The organism is Nocardioides sp., from assembly GCF_044226765.1.
Lineage (GTDB): Bacteria > Actinomycetota > Actinomycetes > Propionibacteriales > Nocardioidaceae > Nocardioides.
The window spans coordinates 532151-548306 of record NZ_JBGAGJ010000002.1 but is presented as its reverse complement, the minus strand read 5'-3'; the positions used below and the strand labels follow the sequence as shown (position 1 = coordinate 548306).

Genomic DNA, 16156 nt, shown 5'->3' with positions numbered 1-16156 from the left:
CAGGGTACCTAGTCCGGCGCCTGGTCCTACTTCTGGGCCTTGAGGACGTCGACGACGAAGTAGAGGGTGCTGTTGGCCGGGATGCCCGGCTGGGCCGACGAGCCGTAGCCGAGCTCCGGCGGGATCGCGAGCAGCACCCGGCTGCCGACCTTGACGCCGGTCAGCCCGTAGGTCCAGCCCTTGACGACCTGCTGGAGTGAGAACGTCGCCGGCTGCTTGGAGTAGCTCTCGTCGAACGGCTTGGCGCCGTCGTAGACCTGGCCGAGGTAGTTGACCGTGAGGGTCATGTCCGAGGTCACGGTCTCGCCGCTGCCCTCCTTGACGATCGTGCGCTGCAGGTCGCCGTCGGCCTGCGGCTTCGGCACCCCCTTGAAGTCGAGGCTGACCGGCTCGCCACCCTTCTCGACGATGGTCGGCATCTGGGAGGCCGGGACCTCCTTCGGCTTCGGTGCCTCGTAGGGCCCCATCAGGTCGACGATGATCAGCACCGTGTCGGTGTTGCTGATGCCGAGCTGGGTGTTGCCGGCGTCGCCGAACGCCTCCTTGGCGGTCGTCGTGACCGCAACCCGGGAGCCGAGCTTCTGACCGAGGACCGCGTCCTTGAAGACCGGCGCGAGGTTGTCGTCGGCGGTGACCGCCTCGGGCTGCCCGCCGTCGAAGTCGCTGTAGGCCTTCTTCTGGGTGAAGCCGTTGCCGATCCACAGGTAGGCCTGGACCTGGTCGCCACTCTTGACCTCGGCCCCGTCACCCTCGTCGACGACGGTCGTCTCGGTCTTGTCGACGTCGAGCTTGCCGTTCCAGTCGACCTGGGGCTCCTTGCCCACGTCGCCGCTGATCGTGATGCCGTGCAGGGCATCGCTGTCACCACTGGCATCGCTCGAGGAGCCGCCGTCGCTGCCGCACGCCGCCAGCGTCGTCGCCAGCACGAGTGGGAGGAGCAGGATCGGAAGGCGTCGGAGACGTCGGGACACGAGAAGCACACCTGTTCGTCGGGGTCGGTCGAGCGTCGGCGAGCCTATCCGGCGCCCCTGAGGGAACCCTGATCGGCGGGTCCTTCGACCCCGGGTTTGGTCACCAACCGCAGGTTTTCGACCGGAACCGGCGACGATTGGTCACCAACCGCAGACCTCATCGCGGTCACGGCGCCCGGCCGGCGAACGGACTACATGCCGTCGATCAGCCGCTGGACACGCTCGTCGTAGGCACGGAACGGGTCCTTGCACAGCACGGTTCGTTGGGCCTGGTCGTTGAGCTTGAGATGCACCCAGTCGACGGTGAAGTCCCGGCGGCGCTCCTGTGCGCGCCGGATGAACTCCCCACGCAACCGGGCGCGGGTGGTCTGCGGGGGCACCGACTTGGCCTCGAAGATCCGCAGGTCACTGGTGACTCGGGCAACGGCGCCACGCTTCTCCAGTAGGTAGTACAGCCCGCGGCCGCGGTGGATGTCGTGGTAGGCCAGGTCGAGCTGGGCGATGCGAGGGTGTCCCAGCGGGAGGCCGTGGCGGGCCCGGTAGCGCTCGATGAGCTTCCACTTGATCACCCAGTCGATCTCCCGGTCGACCAGCCCGAGGTCGTCGGACTCGATCGCCTTGAGCCCCCGCTCCCACAGATCGAGCGCCTGCTCGATGACCGGGGTGCTGATCTCCCGGCGGTCCACGAAGTCGCGCGCCTTGGCGAGGTACTCCTGCTGGATGTCGAGGGCACTCGCCTCACGCCCGTTCGCGAGTCGGATCTTGCGCCGGCCGGTGACGTCGTGCGAGATCTCACGGATCGCTCGGATGGGGTTCTCCATGGTGAGGTCGCGCATCACCACGCCCTCCTCGATCATCCGCAGCACGAGGTCGCAGCTGGCCACCTTCAGCATGGTGGTCGTCTCGCTCATGTTGCTGTCACCGACGATGACGTGCAGCCGCCGGTACTTCTCGGCGTCGGCGTGCGGCTCGTCGCGGGTGTTGATGATCGGCCGCGAGCGGGTGGTCGCGCTGCTGACGCCCTCCCAGATGTGCTCGGCGCGCTGGGAGACGCTGTACGACGCCCCGCGAGGCGTCTGAGTGATCTTGCCCGCGCCCACGATGATCTGCCGGGTCACCAGGAACGGGATCAGCACGTCTGCCAGCCGGGAGAACTCCCCCGCGCGGCTGACCAGGTAGTTCTCGTGGCAGCCGTAGGAGTTGCCCGCGGAGTCGGTGTTGTTCTTGAACAGGTAGATCTCGCCGGCGATGCCCTCGTCGTGCAGCCGCTGTTCGGCGTCGAGCAGGAGACCCTCGAGGACCCGCTCGCCCGCCTTGTCGTGGGTCACGAGCTCGACGATGTCGTCGCACTCCGGCGTCGCGTACTCCGGGTGGCTGCCGACGTCGAGGTAGAGCCGGGCCCCGTTGCGCAGGAACACGTTGCTGCTGCGTCCCCAGCTGACGACCTTGCGGAACAGGTACCGTGCCACCTCGTCGGGGCTGAGCCGGCGCTGGCCCTTGAACGTGCACGTGACGCCGTACTCGTTCTCGATCCCGAAGATCCGCCGGTCCATGGATGCAGCGTAGTCGCCGCACGGTCGCCGCAGGGTCAGGTGGCGCGCAGCGCGACCGTCCTCGACGTGGACCCGACGGCGACCTCGCCGAGGGCGTCCTCGGCCGCGACGTGGTGGGTAGCGGATCGGCGAGCTCGACCGAGCCGTGTCGTGGGTCGCGTCTGCCGCGATGACCGTCGCTGGTCGCTGCCGTCGTGCCGCATCCCGATGCGCCGCATCGCCGGCTGACTGCGCCGGTAGGAGAGGCCGGACCGGGGATCGTCCCGGGGTCGTCGGCGGTGTCGGTCACGCCGGTGCGGCTCGGACAGGTCGCACCGGTGGGGTCGTGCCCACCGCGGCGGGCCAGGGTCGGGCCCTAGGTCCGCCGCGCCTCACCCGGTCTTCGACCAGTCGGCGAGGCCGGTCTGTCTTCGCCACCGGTTCACCAAGCGAGAACGACCACTCTCGGAGTACATCGAGTTCTCCACCAGTCGGCGCCAAGATCGCAGCCTGCTGCTCCGGTGGGGCCGGCCCAGGGCTCGGTCGATCTCGTGCATCACAGCGGCCGGATGGTTGAGGAGGTCGTCGAGCACGAAGCCGCGTCGCACGTACGACGTCCCGGCGATGCCACGCTCCCGGCGGAGGTCGGTGCGGTGCTGGCGCTTGTCGCGGTGGTGCTCGCCGTCGTACTCGTGGAGGGAGGTGGTGCCGGTGATGAACAGGTCGACCCGGCCCAGGAGCCGCCCCTCGTCATCGGTGATATCGACCTGTGCCTCGAACGGGACACCCAGCACGACGTGGAACTGCTGGAGGACCGACTCGCCGGCAGAGTCCGCTTTGCCGGTGGCGCGGTTCCACGCCTCCCGGAGCATCCGGACCCCCGGCCGACCACTCGCCAGCAGCTGCTCCATCCGCTCGCGGTCGAGATGGTTCAGCCGAAGTGCGGAGTCGATCATGATGACCAGGTCGAGCAGACCCAGGTCCCGCGCTGCTCGCAGGAGGATCTCCTCCGGCGCGTCGATCGGCAACCCGTACCGATGGATCGGCCGTCGCTCGCGTACCAATCGCGAACAGACCAGCCCCGGCCGTCGCGGACGCGGGTCTTGTAGGTCGACGGCGGCGAAGACGGGCACCTGCTCAGGGAGGTGCGGCAGCTGCCAGCCGAGCAGCCGCGCCCCCGTGAGGTGGGTGAAGACCGCCGCGGACGGCAGCACCAGCCGCCAGGCTTCAAGCTCTCGGAGGAACTCCTCCCACTCGCTGAGCCCGTCGCGACGCACCAGCCCCAGGCCGTGACTGACGCGTCGGTGACCGGCCAACCTGATCTCGCCGCGAAAAGGGACGTCATCCATGGACCCACGGTCCCCGCGACGGCCCCGCAGCGCACCCGACTGTGCACGCTGCTGTGGATGACACCTGCCGCGCGGGCGGTTGTGGACGGGGATTGGTCACCAAACCCGCGAGAATGAGCCCAGAATGCGCGGTTGGTGACCAATCCCGGTACCTCACGGACCGGTGGCCTGCATGGCCACGAGGCGGAGGGAGGGTCAGCCCGGTGGAGCGACCGGCGGTTCGTCGGCGTCCGGGCCGGGGTACTCGGCGTGCTCCGCGTGCTCGGCCGGAGTGGCCGGGCCGCGCGCCCCGAGCAGCTGCTCGAGGCGTGACCCGCGGATCCGGGCGAACTTGCGTGGCTGGCTGCGCGACCGATCCAGCACCGCCACCTCGAGGTCCTCTGCGGGGATGACCCGGTCCTCGCTCTCGGCATGGCCGAGCGCGGCGACCGCGAGCCGAAGCGACTCGGCAAGGGGCTGCCCGGGCTGGTACCGCTCGGCGAGGTACGTGGCGACGACGTCGGCCGCACCGCCCATCACGGCGTACCCGTGCTCGTCGGCGACCTGGCCGTCGTAGGTGAGGCGGTAGAGCTGGTCGTCCTCGGCGACGTCACCGATCTCCGCGACGAACAGCTCGACCTCGTAGGGCTTCTCTCCACCGGAGGAGAAGATCGTGCCGAGCGTCTGCGCGTAGGCGTTCGCCAGCCCGCGGCCGGTGACGTCGCGCCGGTCGTAGGCGTAGCCGCGCATGTCGGCGAGGCGCACCCCGGCGATCCGGAGGTTCTCGAACTCGTTGTAGCGCCCGACCGCGGCAAAGGCGATCCGGTCGTAGATCTCCGAGACCTTGTGCAGCGCCTGGGAGGGGTTCTCCGAGGCGAACAGCACGCCGTCGGCGTACTGGACCGCGACCACCGAGCGGCCTCGACCGATGCCCTTGCGGGCGAAGTCGGCGCGGTCCTTCATCAGCTGCTCGGGCGAGACGTAGAACGGCATGCTCATCGCACGTCACCTCCGGAGGTCAGCGGGGCGGACGGGCCGTCGGGGCGCGACATCCGACCGGCGATCACCTCGTCGGCGATCGCCGCGACCTCCGTGTCGGCGAGGCGTCGCCCACCGTCCGCGGTGATGACCTGCACGACCGGGAAGATGCGTCGGGTCAGGTCGGGACCACCGGTCGCAGAGTCGTCGTCGGCGGCGTCGTACAGGGCCTGCACGACGGCCGTGACGCAGCCGGTCTCGTCGAGGTCCTCGCGGTAGAGCTTCTTCAGCGCTCCGCGGGCGAACATCGAGCCCGAGCCGACCGAGTGGAAGGCGGTCTCCTCGTAGCGACCACCTGTCACGTCATAGCTGAAGATCCTTCCCTGCTCGGCCACCAGGTCGTACCCGGCGAAGAGCGGTACGACGGCCAGCCCCTGCATCGCCATGGCCAGATTCGAGCGGATTAGGGCGGCGAGTCGGTTGGCCTTGCCGTCCATCGAGAGGGTGGTGCCCTCGATCTTCTCGTAGTGCTCGAGCTCGGTCTGGAACAGGCGCACCATCTCTACCGCGATTCCGGCTGAGCCGGCTATCCCGACCGCGGAGAACTCATCGGCCGGGAAGACCTTCTCGATGTCGCGCTGGGCGATGATGTTGCCCATCGTGGCGCGTCGGTCGCCGGCCATCACGACGCCGCCGGGGAAGGTGGCAGCCACGATCGTGGTGCCGTGCGGCGCGAGGTCGCCCGCGTGCCCCTGGGGCATGGCGCGGCGGGCCGGCAGTAGCTCCGGTGCCTGCTCGGCGAGGAAGTCGCTGAACGACGAGGTGCCCGGTCGCAGGAACGCAGCCGGGAGTCGGGGGTCTGTCACTGGCCGCCCTTCTGGATGAACGACTTCACGAAGTCCTCGGCGTTCGTCTCGAGCACGTCGTCGATCTCGTCGAGGATGTCGTCGACGTCGGCGTCCAGGGACTCCTTGCGCTCGGCGACGTCGCTCTCCGGGGCCGACTGGACGGCCTCGTCGGAGTCCGAGGACTTCCGCGGTTGCTTCTGCTCCTGTGCCATACCGAGACCCTATCCACTCGGGTCGACACGCAGGGGTCGCATGGACGTGGATTGGTCACCAACCGTATGCCGCGGCCGCCAAGACGTGCGGTTGGTGACCAATCCACGCACCTCTCGCACCCCGAGTGCCGCGCGTCGACCGGTCGGTCCGCGCCTCAGGAGGTGAGGGCGGTGAACAGCGCCTCGGCGGTGGCGCTGCGGTCGAGCAGGTCGCCGACGTGGGCCTTGCTGCCGCGCAGGGGGTCGATCGTGGGGACGCGCTGGAGGGACTCGCGCCCGGGGAGGTCGAAGATGACCGAGTCCCAGGAGGCGGCCGCCACGTGGTCGGCGTACTTCTCCAGGCACCGCCCGCGGAAGTAGGCCCGGGTGTCCTCGGGCGGGTCGTGCATCGCGGACTCCACGGCGACGTCGTCGAGGAGGCGCTCGATGCGGCCGCCGGCCACGAGCCGGTGGTAGAGACCCTTCTCGGGCCGGATGTCGGAGTACTGGTAGTCGATGAGCTGCAGCTTGGCGTCGTCCCAGGCGAGTCCGTCGCGCTGCCGGTACTGCTCGAGCAGCCTCAGCTTCGCCACCCAGTCCAGCTCGGCCGCGCACAGCATCGGGTCGCGCTCGAGCCGGTCGAGGACCGACTCCCAGCGCTGCAGCACGTCGACGGTCTGCTGGTCGGCGTCGGCGCCATAGCGGTCCTCGACGTACTTCCGGGCGAGGTCGAGGTACTCCAGCTGGAGCTGCACCCCGGTCAGCCGGCGCCCGTCGGTCAGCGTCACCGTCTGCCGCAGGGTCGGGTCGTGGGAGATGGCCCGCAGCCCCGACACCGGGCCGTCGACGGTCAGGTCGACGGTGATGAAGCGGTCCTCGATCATCGCCAGCACCAGCGCGGTCGTGCCGACCTTGAGGTACGTCGACACCTCGGCCAGGTTGGCGTCGCCGATGATCACGTGCAGCCGGCGGTACTTCTCCGGGTCGGCGTGCGGCTCGTCGCGGGTGTTGATGATCGGGCGCTTGAGCGTCGTCTCGAGGCCCACCTCGACCTCGAAGAAGTCGGCTCGCTGGCTCAGCTGGAAGCCATGCTCACGCCCGTCCTGCCCCTTGCCGACCCGGCCGGCCCCACACACGACCTGGCGGCTGACGAAGAACGGCGTCAGGTGGCGCACGATGTCGCCGAACGGTGTCGACCGCCGCATCAGGTAGTTCTCATGGGCACCGTAGGAGGCGCCCTTGTTGTCGGTGTTGTTCTTGTAGAGCACGATCGGCGCCCCGCCCGGGAGCTGGCCGGCGCGGCGGGAGGCGTCGAGCATGACCTGCTCCCCCGCCTTGTCCCAGCGCACGATGTCCAGCGGGGTCGTCACCTCGGGGGTGGAGTACTCGGGGTGCGCGTGGTCGACGTACAGCCGAGCGCCGTTGGTCAGGATGACGTTGGCCAGGCCCAGGTCCTCGTCGGTCAGCTGGCTGGGGTCGGCGACCTGCCGGGACATGTCGAAGCCACGTGCGTCGCGCAACGGGGACTCCTCCTCGAAGTCCCACCGCGCGCGGCGTGCCTTGACGGTGGCGGAGGCGTAGGCGTTCACGACCTGGGAGGAGGCGACCATCGGGTTGGCCAGCGGCTGCCCCTGGACCGCGATGCCGTACTCGACCTCCGTCCCCATGACCCGGCGCACGCTCATGGTCCGAGCCTACGCGTTGCAGGTACGCCGGCCGCGCCTGTCCTACCCTCGGTCCCATGGGCATCTGGACCGACCGCGTCGTGCCACGGCTCGCGGACCGCTCCCTGTCGACCCGACCGGTGATGCGGCTGCGCAGGGGCGCCGTCGCCGGCCTGGGTGGCCGGGTGCTCGAGATCGGCTTCGGCAGCGGGCTGAACGCCGGCCTCTACCCGCCCGAGGTCGACCAGGTGGACGCCGTCGAGCCCTCCGACGTCGGGTGGGAGATGTCGGAGGCACGCCGTGCGGCCGCGACGGTGCCGGTCGAGCGGGTCGGCCTGGACGGTCAGCGGCTGGCTGCGCAGGACCAGACGTACGACGCGGTGCTGTCGACGTTCACGCTCTGCACCATCCCCGACGCCACTCGGGCGCTCGGGGAGGTCCGGCGGGTGCTGCGACCGGGCGGGGCGTTGCACTTCCTCGAGCACGGGCTCTCCCCCGACCCCGGCGTCGGCCGGTGGCAGCGTCGCCTCGATCCACTCCAGCGCCTCGTCGCCGGCGGGTGCGAGCTCAGCCGCGACGTGCCCACCCTCGTCCGGGCGGCCGGCTTCGACGTCCTCGAGCTGGAGTCGGCCTACCTCCCCGGACCGGGTGCCGGCCGGCCGTGGACCTGGGTCTCGCGCGGCCGGGCCGGATGAGTGCCGACGGGGTCGACCGAGCGGTCGCGGCGGCCGCCACGCTGGGCCTGACCGTCACGGTGACCCGGCACGGTCCGGTCGGGTCGCTCGCGGAGGCCGCCGCCGCGCGGGGCATCGAGCCGCACCAGCTGCTCAAGACGATGGTCGTGCGGGTGGCCGCGGACGACCACCGCTTCGTCCTGGTGCCGGGCGACCGCGAGATCGCCTGGCCGCGCCTGCGCGCACTGCTCGGGGTCAACAGGCTCTCCTTGGCGACGGCCGAGTCGGCGTACGAGGTCACCGGCTACGTGCGCGGCACGATCACGCCGCTCGGGAGCGCGACTGCCCTGCCGGTCGTCGTGGACTCGTCGGTCGCCGGCATTGTCAGCATCGGCGGTGGCGCCCCCGGTGTCGGTCTGACCGTCGACGCGACCGCGCTGGTCGCGGCCCTCGATGCCCAGGTGGCCGACGTCACCGTGCCGGCCACCTGAGCATCGTCGAGCGGGGTTGCGGTGTCTCGCGTCAGTCGAGCCCGCCCGACAGCCGGTGGCCGGCGCGGGGCGGCGGGTTGAAGACGGCAGCTCCGGGGACGGGCCGGGTGGCCGTCGCCTTCTGGAAGGTGAACGTCGGGGGAACGGCAACCGTGGTCGCGCCTCCGTTGAACGCGCAGCCGAAGACGATCTTGTGGCCACCGACGATCCGCACCAGGTTGTCCTGCGTCAGGTCGATCCGGTCGCTTGTGTCGGAGACGCTCGCGACCGTGAAGTAGGCGGTGAGGTCGGAGACCACGAGCTTGGTGTAGTCGACGGCCAGGCACGTGTAGTTCGCTCCGGCGCCCGGCTCCATGATGCCGGTCATCCGCACCCGGTAGGTGCCGGCCGGGAGTCGGGTCGTCGCGCGGTACGCCATCGTGCCGTCCGGCACGGAAGCCGAGCCGACGGGGAGGTTCAGCGTCTGGCGGTAGGTCGTCGGCGAGATCTGGGCGAGGTGCGCTCCGTCGAGCATGTCGGCGTTCAGCCGCGGCACCAGGCGCTTGCTCGAGACGGCGAGCGACGGGACCGAGGGCTTGCTCCTCAAGGAGACGGCCGGTCCGTTCTTCGCGGTGATCGTGGTGGTCTTCGAGGCGGTGTTGGACTTGCCGAGCAGGACACTGGGTCCGCCTGCGGCGTACGACACGGTGTTCGCCGCCGTCGCGATGAGCGCGGCAGCGGCGAGCACCGTGAGGGTGGAGCGGAGGGAGCGGGTGCGGGGCATGAGGACCTCCGTGGTCCGAGAGGGACGGGACGCCCCTACTCCACGTGGTTTCCCCAGGCTGACGCCTGACTCCTTCGAACCAATCGGCATGGCCCGACCGGGCTATGCCCGTGCTACCTGTTCGGGTAGCGGACCCGGGGTCACTGCCCGATGTGCAGGTGACGTCCGGCCTTGGGTGCCGAGCGGGTCGGGAACGTGGTGGTCGATGCAGCGGAGAGCTTCTGCACGGTCACGCGGGCCGGGGCCTGGAGTGTCCCGCTGCCCTCGCAGCCGACTGCCAGGTGCTGGCCCGCGGACATCTTGACGACCCCCTGGAACGACATGATGAAGGTCGACTGGCCGCCGATGAGGTTGGCGTAGTTGCCGGCGAACACCTCCTCGAACGGGAAGGCGTAGCAGTTGTAGGTCCCACCTCCGGAGTTGATGACCGTGACGCCGACCCGGTAGAGGCCCGGCGCCACCGTGAGCTGGTCGGTGGTGTAGTTGGGCAGGGCGCCCCCGGTGGTCCCCAGGGAGTAGACCTTGGTGGTCGGCTCGAGAGCGGCGGCCGTCTTGCCACCCACCATCGAGGCGTTCAGGCGGGCGACCTGCTTGGTGCTCGACACGGCGAGCGAGGGGCTGCTCGGCCGGCTGCGCAGCGACAGGGCCGGCCCGTGCGTCGAGGATATGGACGTGGTGTGCGCGCTGTGGTTGGCCCGTCCGAGGCCGACGCTGGGGCCGCCGGCGGCGTACGACGCGGTGTTCGCCGCGGTAGCGAGGCCGAGCGCCGCGACCGCGACGAGAGCGGCGGTGCGCACGGTGCTGCGGGTCCTGGTGGGGGTGGGGTTCTGCATGGGGACCTCCCGAGTCCGAGATGTTGGATGCCCTCCATTGCACGGCAGTCCCTAGCCCGCTGCCTGACCAGGCCGCGCCATCCGCGACCACCCGTTCGGGTCATGGCGCGACCGAGCGGGCCGTGGTCGCGTCGTACGCCGTGACCACGGCCCGAAGGTGCAGCGGAGCGTCCTAGAGGTACTGCCCCGTGTTGGACACCGTGTCGATCGAGCGGCCCGGCTCGGTGCCCTGCTTGCCGGTGATGAGGGTGCGGATGAACACGATGCGCTCCCCCTTCTTGCCGGAGATGCGGGCCCAGTCGTCGGGGTTGGTGGTGTTGGGGAGGTCCTCGTTCTCCTTGAACTCGTCCACGCAGGCCTGGAGCAGGTGCGAGACCCGCAGCCCGTGCTGGTCGTGCTCGAGGAAGTCCTTGATCGCCATCTTCTTCGCGCGGTCGACGATGTTCTGGATCATCGCGCCGGAGTTGAAGTCCTTGAAGTACAGGACCTCCTTGTCGCCGTTGGCGTAGGTCACCTCGAGGAACCGGTTCTCCTCGGTCTCGGTGTACATGCGCTCGACGGTCGCCCGGATCATCCCCGCGACGCAGGCGTCGCGGTCGCCCCCGAACTCGGCGAGGTCGTCGGCGTGCAGCGGGAGGCTGGTGAGCAGGTACTTGCTGAAGATGTCGCGCGCAGACTCCGCGTCGGGCCGCTCGATCTTGATCTTCACGTCCAGCCGGCCCGGTCGCAGGATCGCGGGGTCGATCATGTCCTCGCGGTTCGAGGCACCGATCACCAGCACGTTCTCCAGCAGCTCGACACCGTCGATCTCGCTGAGCAGCTGGGGCACGATGGTGTTCTCGACGTCGGAGGACACCCCCGACCCGCGCGTGCGGAAGAGCGAGTCCATCTCGTCGAAGAACACGATGACCGGCGTACCGCCGCTCGCCTTCTCGCGGGCACGCTGGAAGACCAGGCGGATGTGCCGCTCGGTCTCGCCGACGTACTTGTTGAGCAGCTCTGGTCCCTTGATGTTCAGGAAGTAGGACTTGCCCTCCTGCCCGGTCTTGGCGGCGACCTTCTTGGCCAGGCTGTTGGCCACGGCCTTGGCGATCAGGGTCTTGCCGCACCCCGGCGGGCCGTACAGCAGCACGCCCTTGGGCGGCTTGAGCTGGTGCTCCTGGAACAGCTCGGGGTGGAGGTAGGGCAGCTCCACAGCGTCGCGGATGGCCTCGATCTGAGCGCCCAGTCCACCGATGGACTCGTAGGCGATGTCCGGGACCTCCTCGAGGACCAGCTCCTCGACCTCGGACTTCGGGACCTTCTCGTAGACGTAGCCGGCGCGGGAGTCCAGCAGCAGGGAGTCACCGGCGCGGATCGTCTCGTCGCGCAGCGGGTCGGCGATGCGCACGACCCGCTCCTCGTCGGCGTTCGCGATGACCAGGGCCCGGTCGCCGTCGGCCAGCAGCTCCTTGAACATCACGACCTCGCCGACCTGCTCGAACTCGAGGGCCGCGACGACGTTGAGCGCCTCGTTGAGCATGACCTCCTGGCCACGGCGCAGCGCGTCGAGGTCGACGCTCGGACTGACGTTGACCCGGAGCTTGCGGCCCCCGGTGAACACGTCGATCGAGTCGTCCTCGTTGCGGTGGAGGAAGGTCCCGAACCCGGCCGGGGGCTGGGCCAGCCGGTCGACCTCCTCCTTGAGCTTCATGATCTGGTCGCGGGCCTCGCGCAGCGTCTGGGCCAGCCGCTCGTTCTGCGAGGTCAGGCCGGCCAGGCTGCGCTGTGCGTCGGCGAGACGCAGCTCGAGCGTGCGGGAGCTCCCCGGTCCGTCGGCCAGCCGACGACGCAGGTCGGTCACCTCCGACTCCAGGAACCGGACCTGGTCCTCGAGCTCCTCCGGGCTGCGGCCACCCATGGGACTGCCTTCTGATGTCGACATCCGCGCCACCTCCTCGTGTCGTCGACCCTACCCGCGAGCGTCGGGGACGGAAGGCCTGATCTCAGGGTGTCGGTCACGATTTGGCGGCGCTCAGGTACGTCGATTGGTCACCAACCGCAGATGATCGGCCCGAAAACCTGCGGTTGGTGACCAATCCCGGTCCTGTCGGGGCGCCAGGTCCGGGCGCGACCGGCCCCGCCGTCAGTCGGCGGGGACCCCCGGCGGCCGTGGCCCGGCGTAGTCGGGGCCGTAGGCGCCGGGCGCCGGGCGCCGCTTCTTCAGCGGCGCTCGCTCCCCCGGTGCCATCCGGCGGGCCGTCACCAGGAATGCGGTGTGGCCGATCATCTTGTGCCCGGGTCGCACGGCCAGGCCCTCCACGTGCCAGTCGCGCACCAGGGACTCCCAGGCCTGGGGCTCGGTGAAGCCGCCGTGCACCCGCACGGTCTCGACGAACCGCGAGAGCTGGGTCGTCGTGGCGACGTAGGCGCACACGATCCCACCAGGCCGCAGCGCGTCGGCCGTCGCGTCCAGGCAGTCCCAGGGCGCGAGCATGTCGAGGATCACCCGGTCCGCCCGCTCCCCGGAGGCGGGCAGCGCCTCGGCCAGGTCACCGAGGGTGAGCCGCCAGGCCGGGTGACTCTGGCCGTCGGGGGCCCCAAAGAACTGGTCGACGTTGCGCCGGGCGACCTCCGCGAACTCCTCCCGGCGCTCGTACGACGACACCCGGCCGAACGGACCCACCGCGCGCAGCAGTGAGCACGTCAACGCCCCGGAGCCCACGCCGGCCTCGACCACGTGCGCGCCGGGGAAGATGTCGGCGAGCGCGACGATCTGTGCGGCGTCCTTGGGGTAGACGACGGCGGCTCCGCGGGGCATCGAGACCACGAACTCCGAGAGCAGCGGCCGGAACACCAGGTACTCGCCGCCGGCCGACGAGGTGACGGTGAAGCCCTCCTCCCGACCGATGAGCTCGTCGTGGTCGAAGTGCCCTCGGTTGGAGAAGAAGCGCTTGCCCGGCTCGAGGCAGATGTTGTGGCGACGGCCCTTGCTGTCGACCAGCCGCACCCACTCGCCGGGACGGAGCGGTCCGCGGTGGACACCCGACCAGGCCTCGGGCGGGACGTCGGGACTGGCGTGGTCAGGGTCGGGCACGGCGGCAGAGCCTAGGGCATCGGAAGGTGGGCATCACCGCGCGGCCTGGCGGAACGCGCGGTCGACGTCGGCGGTCGACAGGACGCCGACCACGACACCGTCGGGCTCCACCAGCAGGTACTCCGGGGCAGGGGTGCGGGTGATCGCCGTGACCAGGTCCTCCCCGCTCAGGTCGGCCGGCAGCTGCAGCCCCGGGTCGAGGGTCCGGGCGACGGTGGAGGTCGCGACCCACGGACGGCGGTCCTCGGGCGTGGCCTCCAGGGCGGCCTCGCTCACGATCCCGACGGGCACGCCGGAGGAGGTGACGGTCAGGATCCCGCCCGCCTCGGCGTCGCGGGCCCGTCGTACCGCCTCGGCCAGCGGCAGGTCGCCCGGCACGGCGAGGGTACGGCGGGCGAGCTCGCGCGCCACGAGGTGCGGGAGCCGGCGCCGGATCCGTGCTGCGGACATCGCTGCCGTCGAGCCCGACAACAAGAACGCCGCCACGACGGCCGCCAGCACGAAGTCGACGATCTCGGGCCTGGTGCCGAGCAGCGCCTCCTGGATCAGCGGCCAGAGGAGCACGGCGACCGCCGCGAGGCGTCCACCCCAGCCGGCCACGATCGTCGCGCGGTGGACGTCACCGGTGAGCCGCCAGACCAGCGACTTCAGGACCCGACCGCCGTCGAGCGGCAGGCCCGGGACCAGGTTGAGGAAGCCGACCAGCAGGTTGGCGCCGGCGAGTCCCCCGACGGCCATCCCGAGCAGGCCGTCGGGCGTGACCGGCCGCAGCACGAACGCGACCGCGCCGACCGCGAGCGACGTCAGTGGTCCGACCACGGCGATGAGGAACTCCTGGCGCGGCGTGCGCGACTCCCCCTCGATGGCGGTCATGCCGCCGAGGAAGTGCAGCGTGATCGAGCTGACCGGGAACCCGAGACGCCGCGCGACGATCGCGTGCGACGCCTCGTGCAGGAGCACCGACAGGTAGAGGATCACCGCGAACGCCAGGCCGGCGACGTACTTCCACGGGCCCAGCCCCGGCTGGGCGATCTCGGCCACCGGCGCGACCATGATCGCGATCAGCCCAGCGATGAGGAACCACGACGAGGAGACCAGCACGTCGCTGCCCGCGATCGTGCCGATCTTGAAGGTGCCGGGCGGACGGGAGGGTGGCCGCGACGGGCGGGGCTGGGTGTCGGCCACGCCACGAGGCTAGCCGACCGGCCGTGGCGGCGGACCGCCGCCGCGATGTCGGAGCCCTCCCCTAGGGTGCCGGTGTGAGCGTGGAGCAGGAGTCGCCGGCGGCCCGGCTGGGCACGCCCGTGGACGGGGTGGAGGTGCTGGGCGCGCTCTCCCCGAGCCGCGCGGGCGACTTCATGAGCTGCCCGCTGCTCTACCGGTTCCGCACCGTGGACAAGCTCCCCGAGCCGTTCTCGCCGGACGCTGTGCGCGGCACCCTGGTGCACAAGATCCTCGAGGACCTGTTCGACCTGCCCGCGCCCCGCCGTACGCCGGACCAGGCGTCCGCCATGCTCGAGCCGACCTGGGCGGCCCTGGCCGAGCAGGACCCCGAGCTCGGCGCGATGTTCGGGCCGGACGGGCCGGACGCCGACTGGCTCGCGTCCTGCCACGACGTGCTCGAGCGGTACTTCACCCTCGAGGACCCAACCCGTCTCGAGCCGGCTGAGCGGGAGCTGTACGTCGAGACGCTCCTGGACTCCAAGCTCCTGCTGCGCGGCTTCGTCGACCGCGTCGACATCGCCCCGGACGGCGCCATCCGCGTCGTGGACTACAAGTCGGGGCGGAGCCCGGCCGAGATGTTCGAGGCGCGCGCGCTGTTCCAGATGAAGTTCTACGCCCTGGTCATCTGGCGCACTCGCGGCGTGGTCCCGGCGATGCTGCAGCTGGTCTACCTCGGCAACGGGGAGATGCTGCGCTACGTGCCCGACGAGGCTGACCTGCTGGCCACCGAGCGCAAGGTCGTCGCCATCTGGGAGGCGATCCGCCGGGCGGAGGCGGACGGCGACTGGCGGCCCAGCCCGGGCCGGCTGTGCGACTGGTGCGCCCACCAGGCGCTCTGCCCCGCGTTCGGCGGCACTCCCCCGCCGCTACCGCAGCGACCAGACCTCGGCGAGGTCGACCGCCTCGAGGCTCGCGGCGAAGACCCGGCGGTCGCCGGGTAGCACCGGCACGTGGTTCTCCACCACGAGCACCAGGCAGCCGGCCGCCTCGGCGGACTTGGCGCCGGTGTTCGAGTCCTCGATCGCGAGGCAGTCCTCGGGGTGCAGCCCGAGGGCCGCGGCCGCCGTGAGGTACGGCTCCGGGTGCGGCTTGCCCCGGTCCACGCGGTCCCCGGTGACGACCACCCGGAACGTCTCGGGCGGCAGCTGGTCGAGGATCGGGGCGACGAACCGGTCGTAGGACATGGTCACGAGCGCACACGGCACGCCGTCGGCGCGCAACCGAGCGAGGAGCTCGACCGCACCCGGCCGCCAGGGCACGGCCTCGCGCACCCGGCGCACCACCCCGTCGAGCAGCTCCTCGACGATGTCGTCGACGTCGCGGTCGATCCCCATGTGCTCGCGAATGTAGGCGCCGGAGGTGCGCAGGTCGTTGCCGACCAGGTTCAGGGCGTCCGCGTCGGTCCACCGCCCGCCGTACCGCTCGGCCATCTCGTACTCGGTGGCGATCCAGTACGGCTCGGTGTCGACCAGCGTCCCGTCCATGTCCCACAGGACCGCCGCGGGTCCTGAGAGGTGCGACGTTTGGTCACCAACCGCAGGTGGGAGCGCTCCCGATCTGCGGTTGGTGACCAAACCACGGGG

Annotated in this window: 16 protein-coding genes; 3 read left to right on the top strand and 13 right to left on the bottom strand. The window is 70.6% G+C overall.

Translation table 11 applies throughout. From position 1 onward, the window contains the following. Window positions 1-26 precede the first annotated feature (26 nt). The 7 genes from ACILRH_RS07470 to dop form a co-directional block, all read right to left on the bottom strand. Window positions 27-971 carry an FKBP-type peptidyl-prolyl cis-trans isomerase gene (locus tag ACILRH_RS07470; RefSeq protein ID WP_395692011.1) on the bottom strand — a complete coding sequence of 315 codons (945 nt, stop codon included), beginning with the start codon at window positions 969-971 and terminating at the stop codon, window positions 27-29. Window positions 972-1162: 191 nt separating this feature from the next. Then, window positions 1163-2524 carry a Pup--protein ligase gene (gene pafA / locus ACILRH_RS07465; protein WP_395692009.1) on the bottom strand — a complete coding sequence of 454 codons (1362 nt, stop codon included), beginning with the start codon at window positions 2522-2524 and terminating at the stop codon, window positions 1163-1165. Between the two features lie 371 nt (window positions 2525-2895). Next, window positions 2896-3852 carry a hypothetical protein gene (locus tag ACILRH_RS07460; RefSeq protein WP_395692007.1) on the bottom strand — a complete coding sequence of 319 codons (957 nt, stop codon included), beginning with the start codon at window positions 3850-3852 and terminating at the stop codon, window positions 2896-2898. Between the two features lie 195 nt (window positions 3853-4047). Continuing rightward, window positions 4048-4830: a proteasome subunit alpha gene (gene prcA / locus ACILRH_RS07455; protein WP_395692005.1), complete on the bottom strand. Its 783-nt coding sequence runs from the start codon at window positions 4828-4830 to the stop codon at window positions 4048-4050. Then, window positions 4827-5675: a proteasome subunit beta gene (gene prcB, locus ACILRH_RS07450; RefSeq protein WP_395692004.1), complete on the bottom strand. Its 849-nt coding sequence runs from the start codon at window positions 5673-5675 to the stop codon at window positions 4827-4829. Before prcB ends, prcA begins: the two co-directional genes overlap by 4 nt. Next, a complete protein-coding gene (locus ACILRH_RS07445; RefSeq protein WP_395692002.1) occupies window positions 5672-5869 on the bottom strand; it encodes a ubiquitin-like protein Pup in 198 nt (65 codons plus the stop codon). Before ACILRH_RS07445 ends, prcB begins: the two co-directional genes overlap by 4 nt. A gap of 155 nt (window positions 5870-6024) precedes the next feature. Further along, window positions 6025-7533 (bottom strand): depupylase/deamidase Dop, encoded by a 1509-nt coding sequence (gene dop / locus ACILRH_RS07440; RefSeq protein ID WP_395692000.1) that lies wholly within the window; start codon window positions 7531-7533, stop codon window positions 6025-6027. A 56-nt stretch (window positions 7534-7589) separates the two neighbouring features. Between dop and ACILRH_RS07435 the strand changes: the two genes are divergently transcribed. Beyond that, on the top strand, window positions 7590-8207 hold the full coding sequence (locus ACILRH_RS07435; RefSeq protein WP_395691999.1) for a class I SAM-dependent methyltransferase: 618 nt from the start codon (window positions 7590-7592) through the stop codon (window positions 8205-8207). Next, a complete protein-coding gene (locus tag ACILRH_RS07430) occupies window positions 8204-8677 on the top strand; it encodes an aminoacyl-tRNA deacylase (protein WP_395691998.1) in 474 nt (157 codons plus the stop codon). The genes ACILRH_RS07435 and ACILRH_RS07430 overlap by 4 nt, the downstream gene beginning before the upstream one ends. A gap of 31 nt (window positions 8678-8708) precedes the next feature. On the opposite strand, the gene ACILRH_RS07425 is transcribed toward ACILRH_RS07430, so the two are convergent. The 5 genes from ACILRH_RS07425 to ACILRH_RS07405 form a co-directional block, all read right to left on the bottom strand. Then, window positions 8709-9440, bottom strand: a complete 732-nt coding sequence (locus tag ACILRH_RS07425; protein WP_395691997.1) for a hypothetical protein — start codon at window positions 9438-9440, stop codon at window positions 8709-8711. Window positions 9441-9580: 140 nt separating this feature from the next. Beyond that, window positions 9581-10273: a hypothetical protein gene (locus ACILRH_RS07420; RefSeq protein ID WP_395691995.1), complete on the bottom strand. Its 693-nt coding sequence runs from the start codon at window positions 10271-10273 to the stop codon at window positions 9581-9583. A 172-nt stretch (window positions 10274-10445) separates the two neighbouring features. Continuing rightward, entirely contained in the window at window positions 10446-12197 is a 1752-nt protein-coding gene (arc, locus tag ACILRH_RS07415; protein ID WP_395691993.1) for a proteasome ATPase, read from the bottom strand. A 201-nt stretch (window positions 12198-12398) separates the two neighbouring features. Then, window positions 12399-13349, bottom strand: coding sequence for a tRNA (adenine-N1)-methyltransferase (locus ACILRH_RS07410; RefSeq protein ID WP_395691992.1), 951 nt, complete (start codon window positions 13347-13349; stop codon window positions 12399-12401). A gap of 33 nt (window positions 13350-13382) precedes the next feature. Further along, complete coding sequence (locus ACILRH_RS07405) at window positions 13383-14534, bottom strand: M50 family metallopeptidase (protein ID WP_395691991.1); 1152 nt, start codon at window positions 14532-14534, stop codon at window positions 13383-13385. 74 nt (window positions 14535-14608) lie between these two features. On the opposite strand from ACILRH_RS07405, the gene ACILRH_RS07400 reads away from it, so the two are divergent. Then, the gene (locus ACILRH_RS07400; RefSeq protein WP_395691990.1) at window positions 14609-15514 is read left to right on the top strand and encodes a RecB family exonuclease; all 906 of its coding nucleotides are present in this window, start codon (window positions 14609-14611) and stop codon (window positions 15512-15514) included. Here ACILRH_RS07400 and ACILRH_RS07395 read toward each other — a convergent pair. Further along, window positions 15440-16147, bottom strand: coding sequence for an HAD family hydrolase (locus ACILRH_RS07395; RefSeq protein WP_395692097.1), 708 nt, complete (start codon window positions 16145-16147; stop codon window positions 15440-15442). The genes ACILRH_RS07400 and ACILRH_RS07395 overlap by 75 nt on opposite strands. Window positions 16148-16156: the final 9 nt, after the last annotated feature.

Bases quoted from the DNA above. Each gene is read 5' to 3' on its own strand.
- pafA (WP_395692009.1), bottom strand. From the start codon at position 2,524: ATGGACCGGCGGATCTTCGGGATCGAGAACGAGTACGGCGTCACGTGC.
- ACILRH_RS07460 (WP_395692007.1), bottom strand. From the start codon at position 3,852: ATGGATGACGTCCCTTTTCGCGGCGAGATCAGGTTGGCCGGTCACCGA.
- prcA (WP_395692005.1), bottom strand. From the start codon at position 4,830: ATGAGCATGCCGTTCTACGTCTCGCCCGAGCAGCTGATGAAGGACCGC.
- ACILRH_RS07445 (WP_395692002.1), bottom strand. From the start codon at position 5,869: ATGGCACAGGAGCAGAAGCAACCGCGGAAGTCCTCGGACTCCGACGAG.
- dop (WP_395692000.1), bottom strand. From the start codon at position 7,533: ATGAGCGTGCGCCGGGTCATGGGGACGGAGGTCGAGTACGGCATCGCG.
- ACILRH_RS07435 (WP_395691999.1), top strand. From the start codon at position 7,590: ATGGGCATCTGGACCGACCGCGTCGTGCCACGGCTCGCGGACCGCTCC.
- ACILRH_RS07430 (WP_395691998.1), top strand. From the start codon at position 8,204: ATGAGTGCCGACGGGGTCGACCGAGCGGTCGCGGCGGCCGCCACGCTG.
- ACILRH_RS07425 (WP_395691997.1), bottom strand. From the start codon at position 9,440: ATGCCCCGCACCCGCTCCCTCCGCTCCACCCTCACGGTGCTCGCCGCT.
- ACILRH_RS07420 (WP_395691995.1), bottom strand. From the start codon at position 10,273: ATGCAGAACCCCACCCCCACCAGGACCCGCAGCACCGTGCGCACCGCC.
- arc (WP_395691993.1), bottom strand. From the start codon at position 12,197: ATGTCGACATCAGAAGGCAGTCCCATGGGTGGCCGCAGCCCGGAGGAG.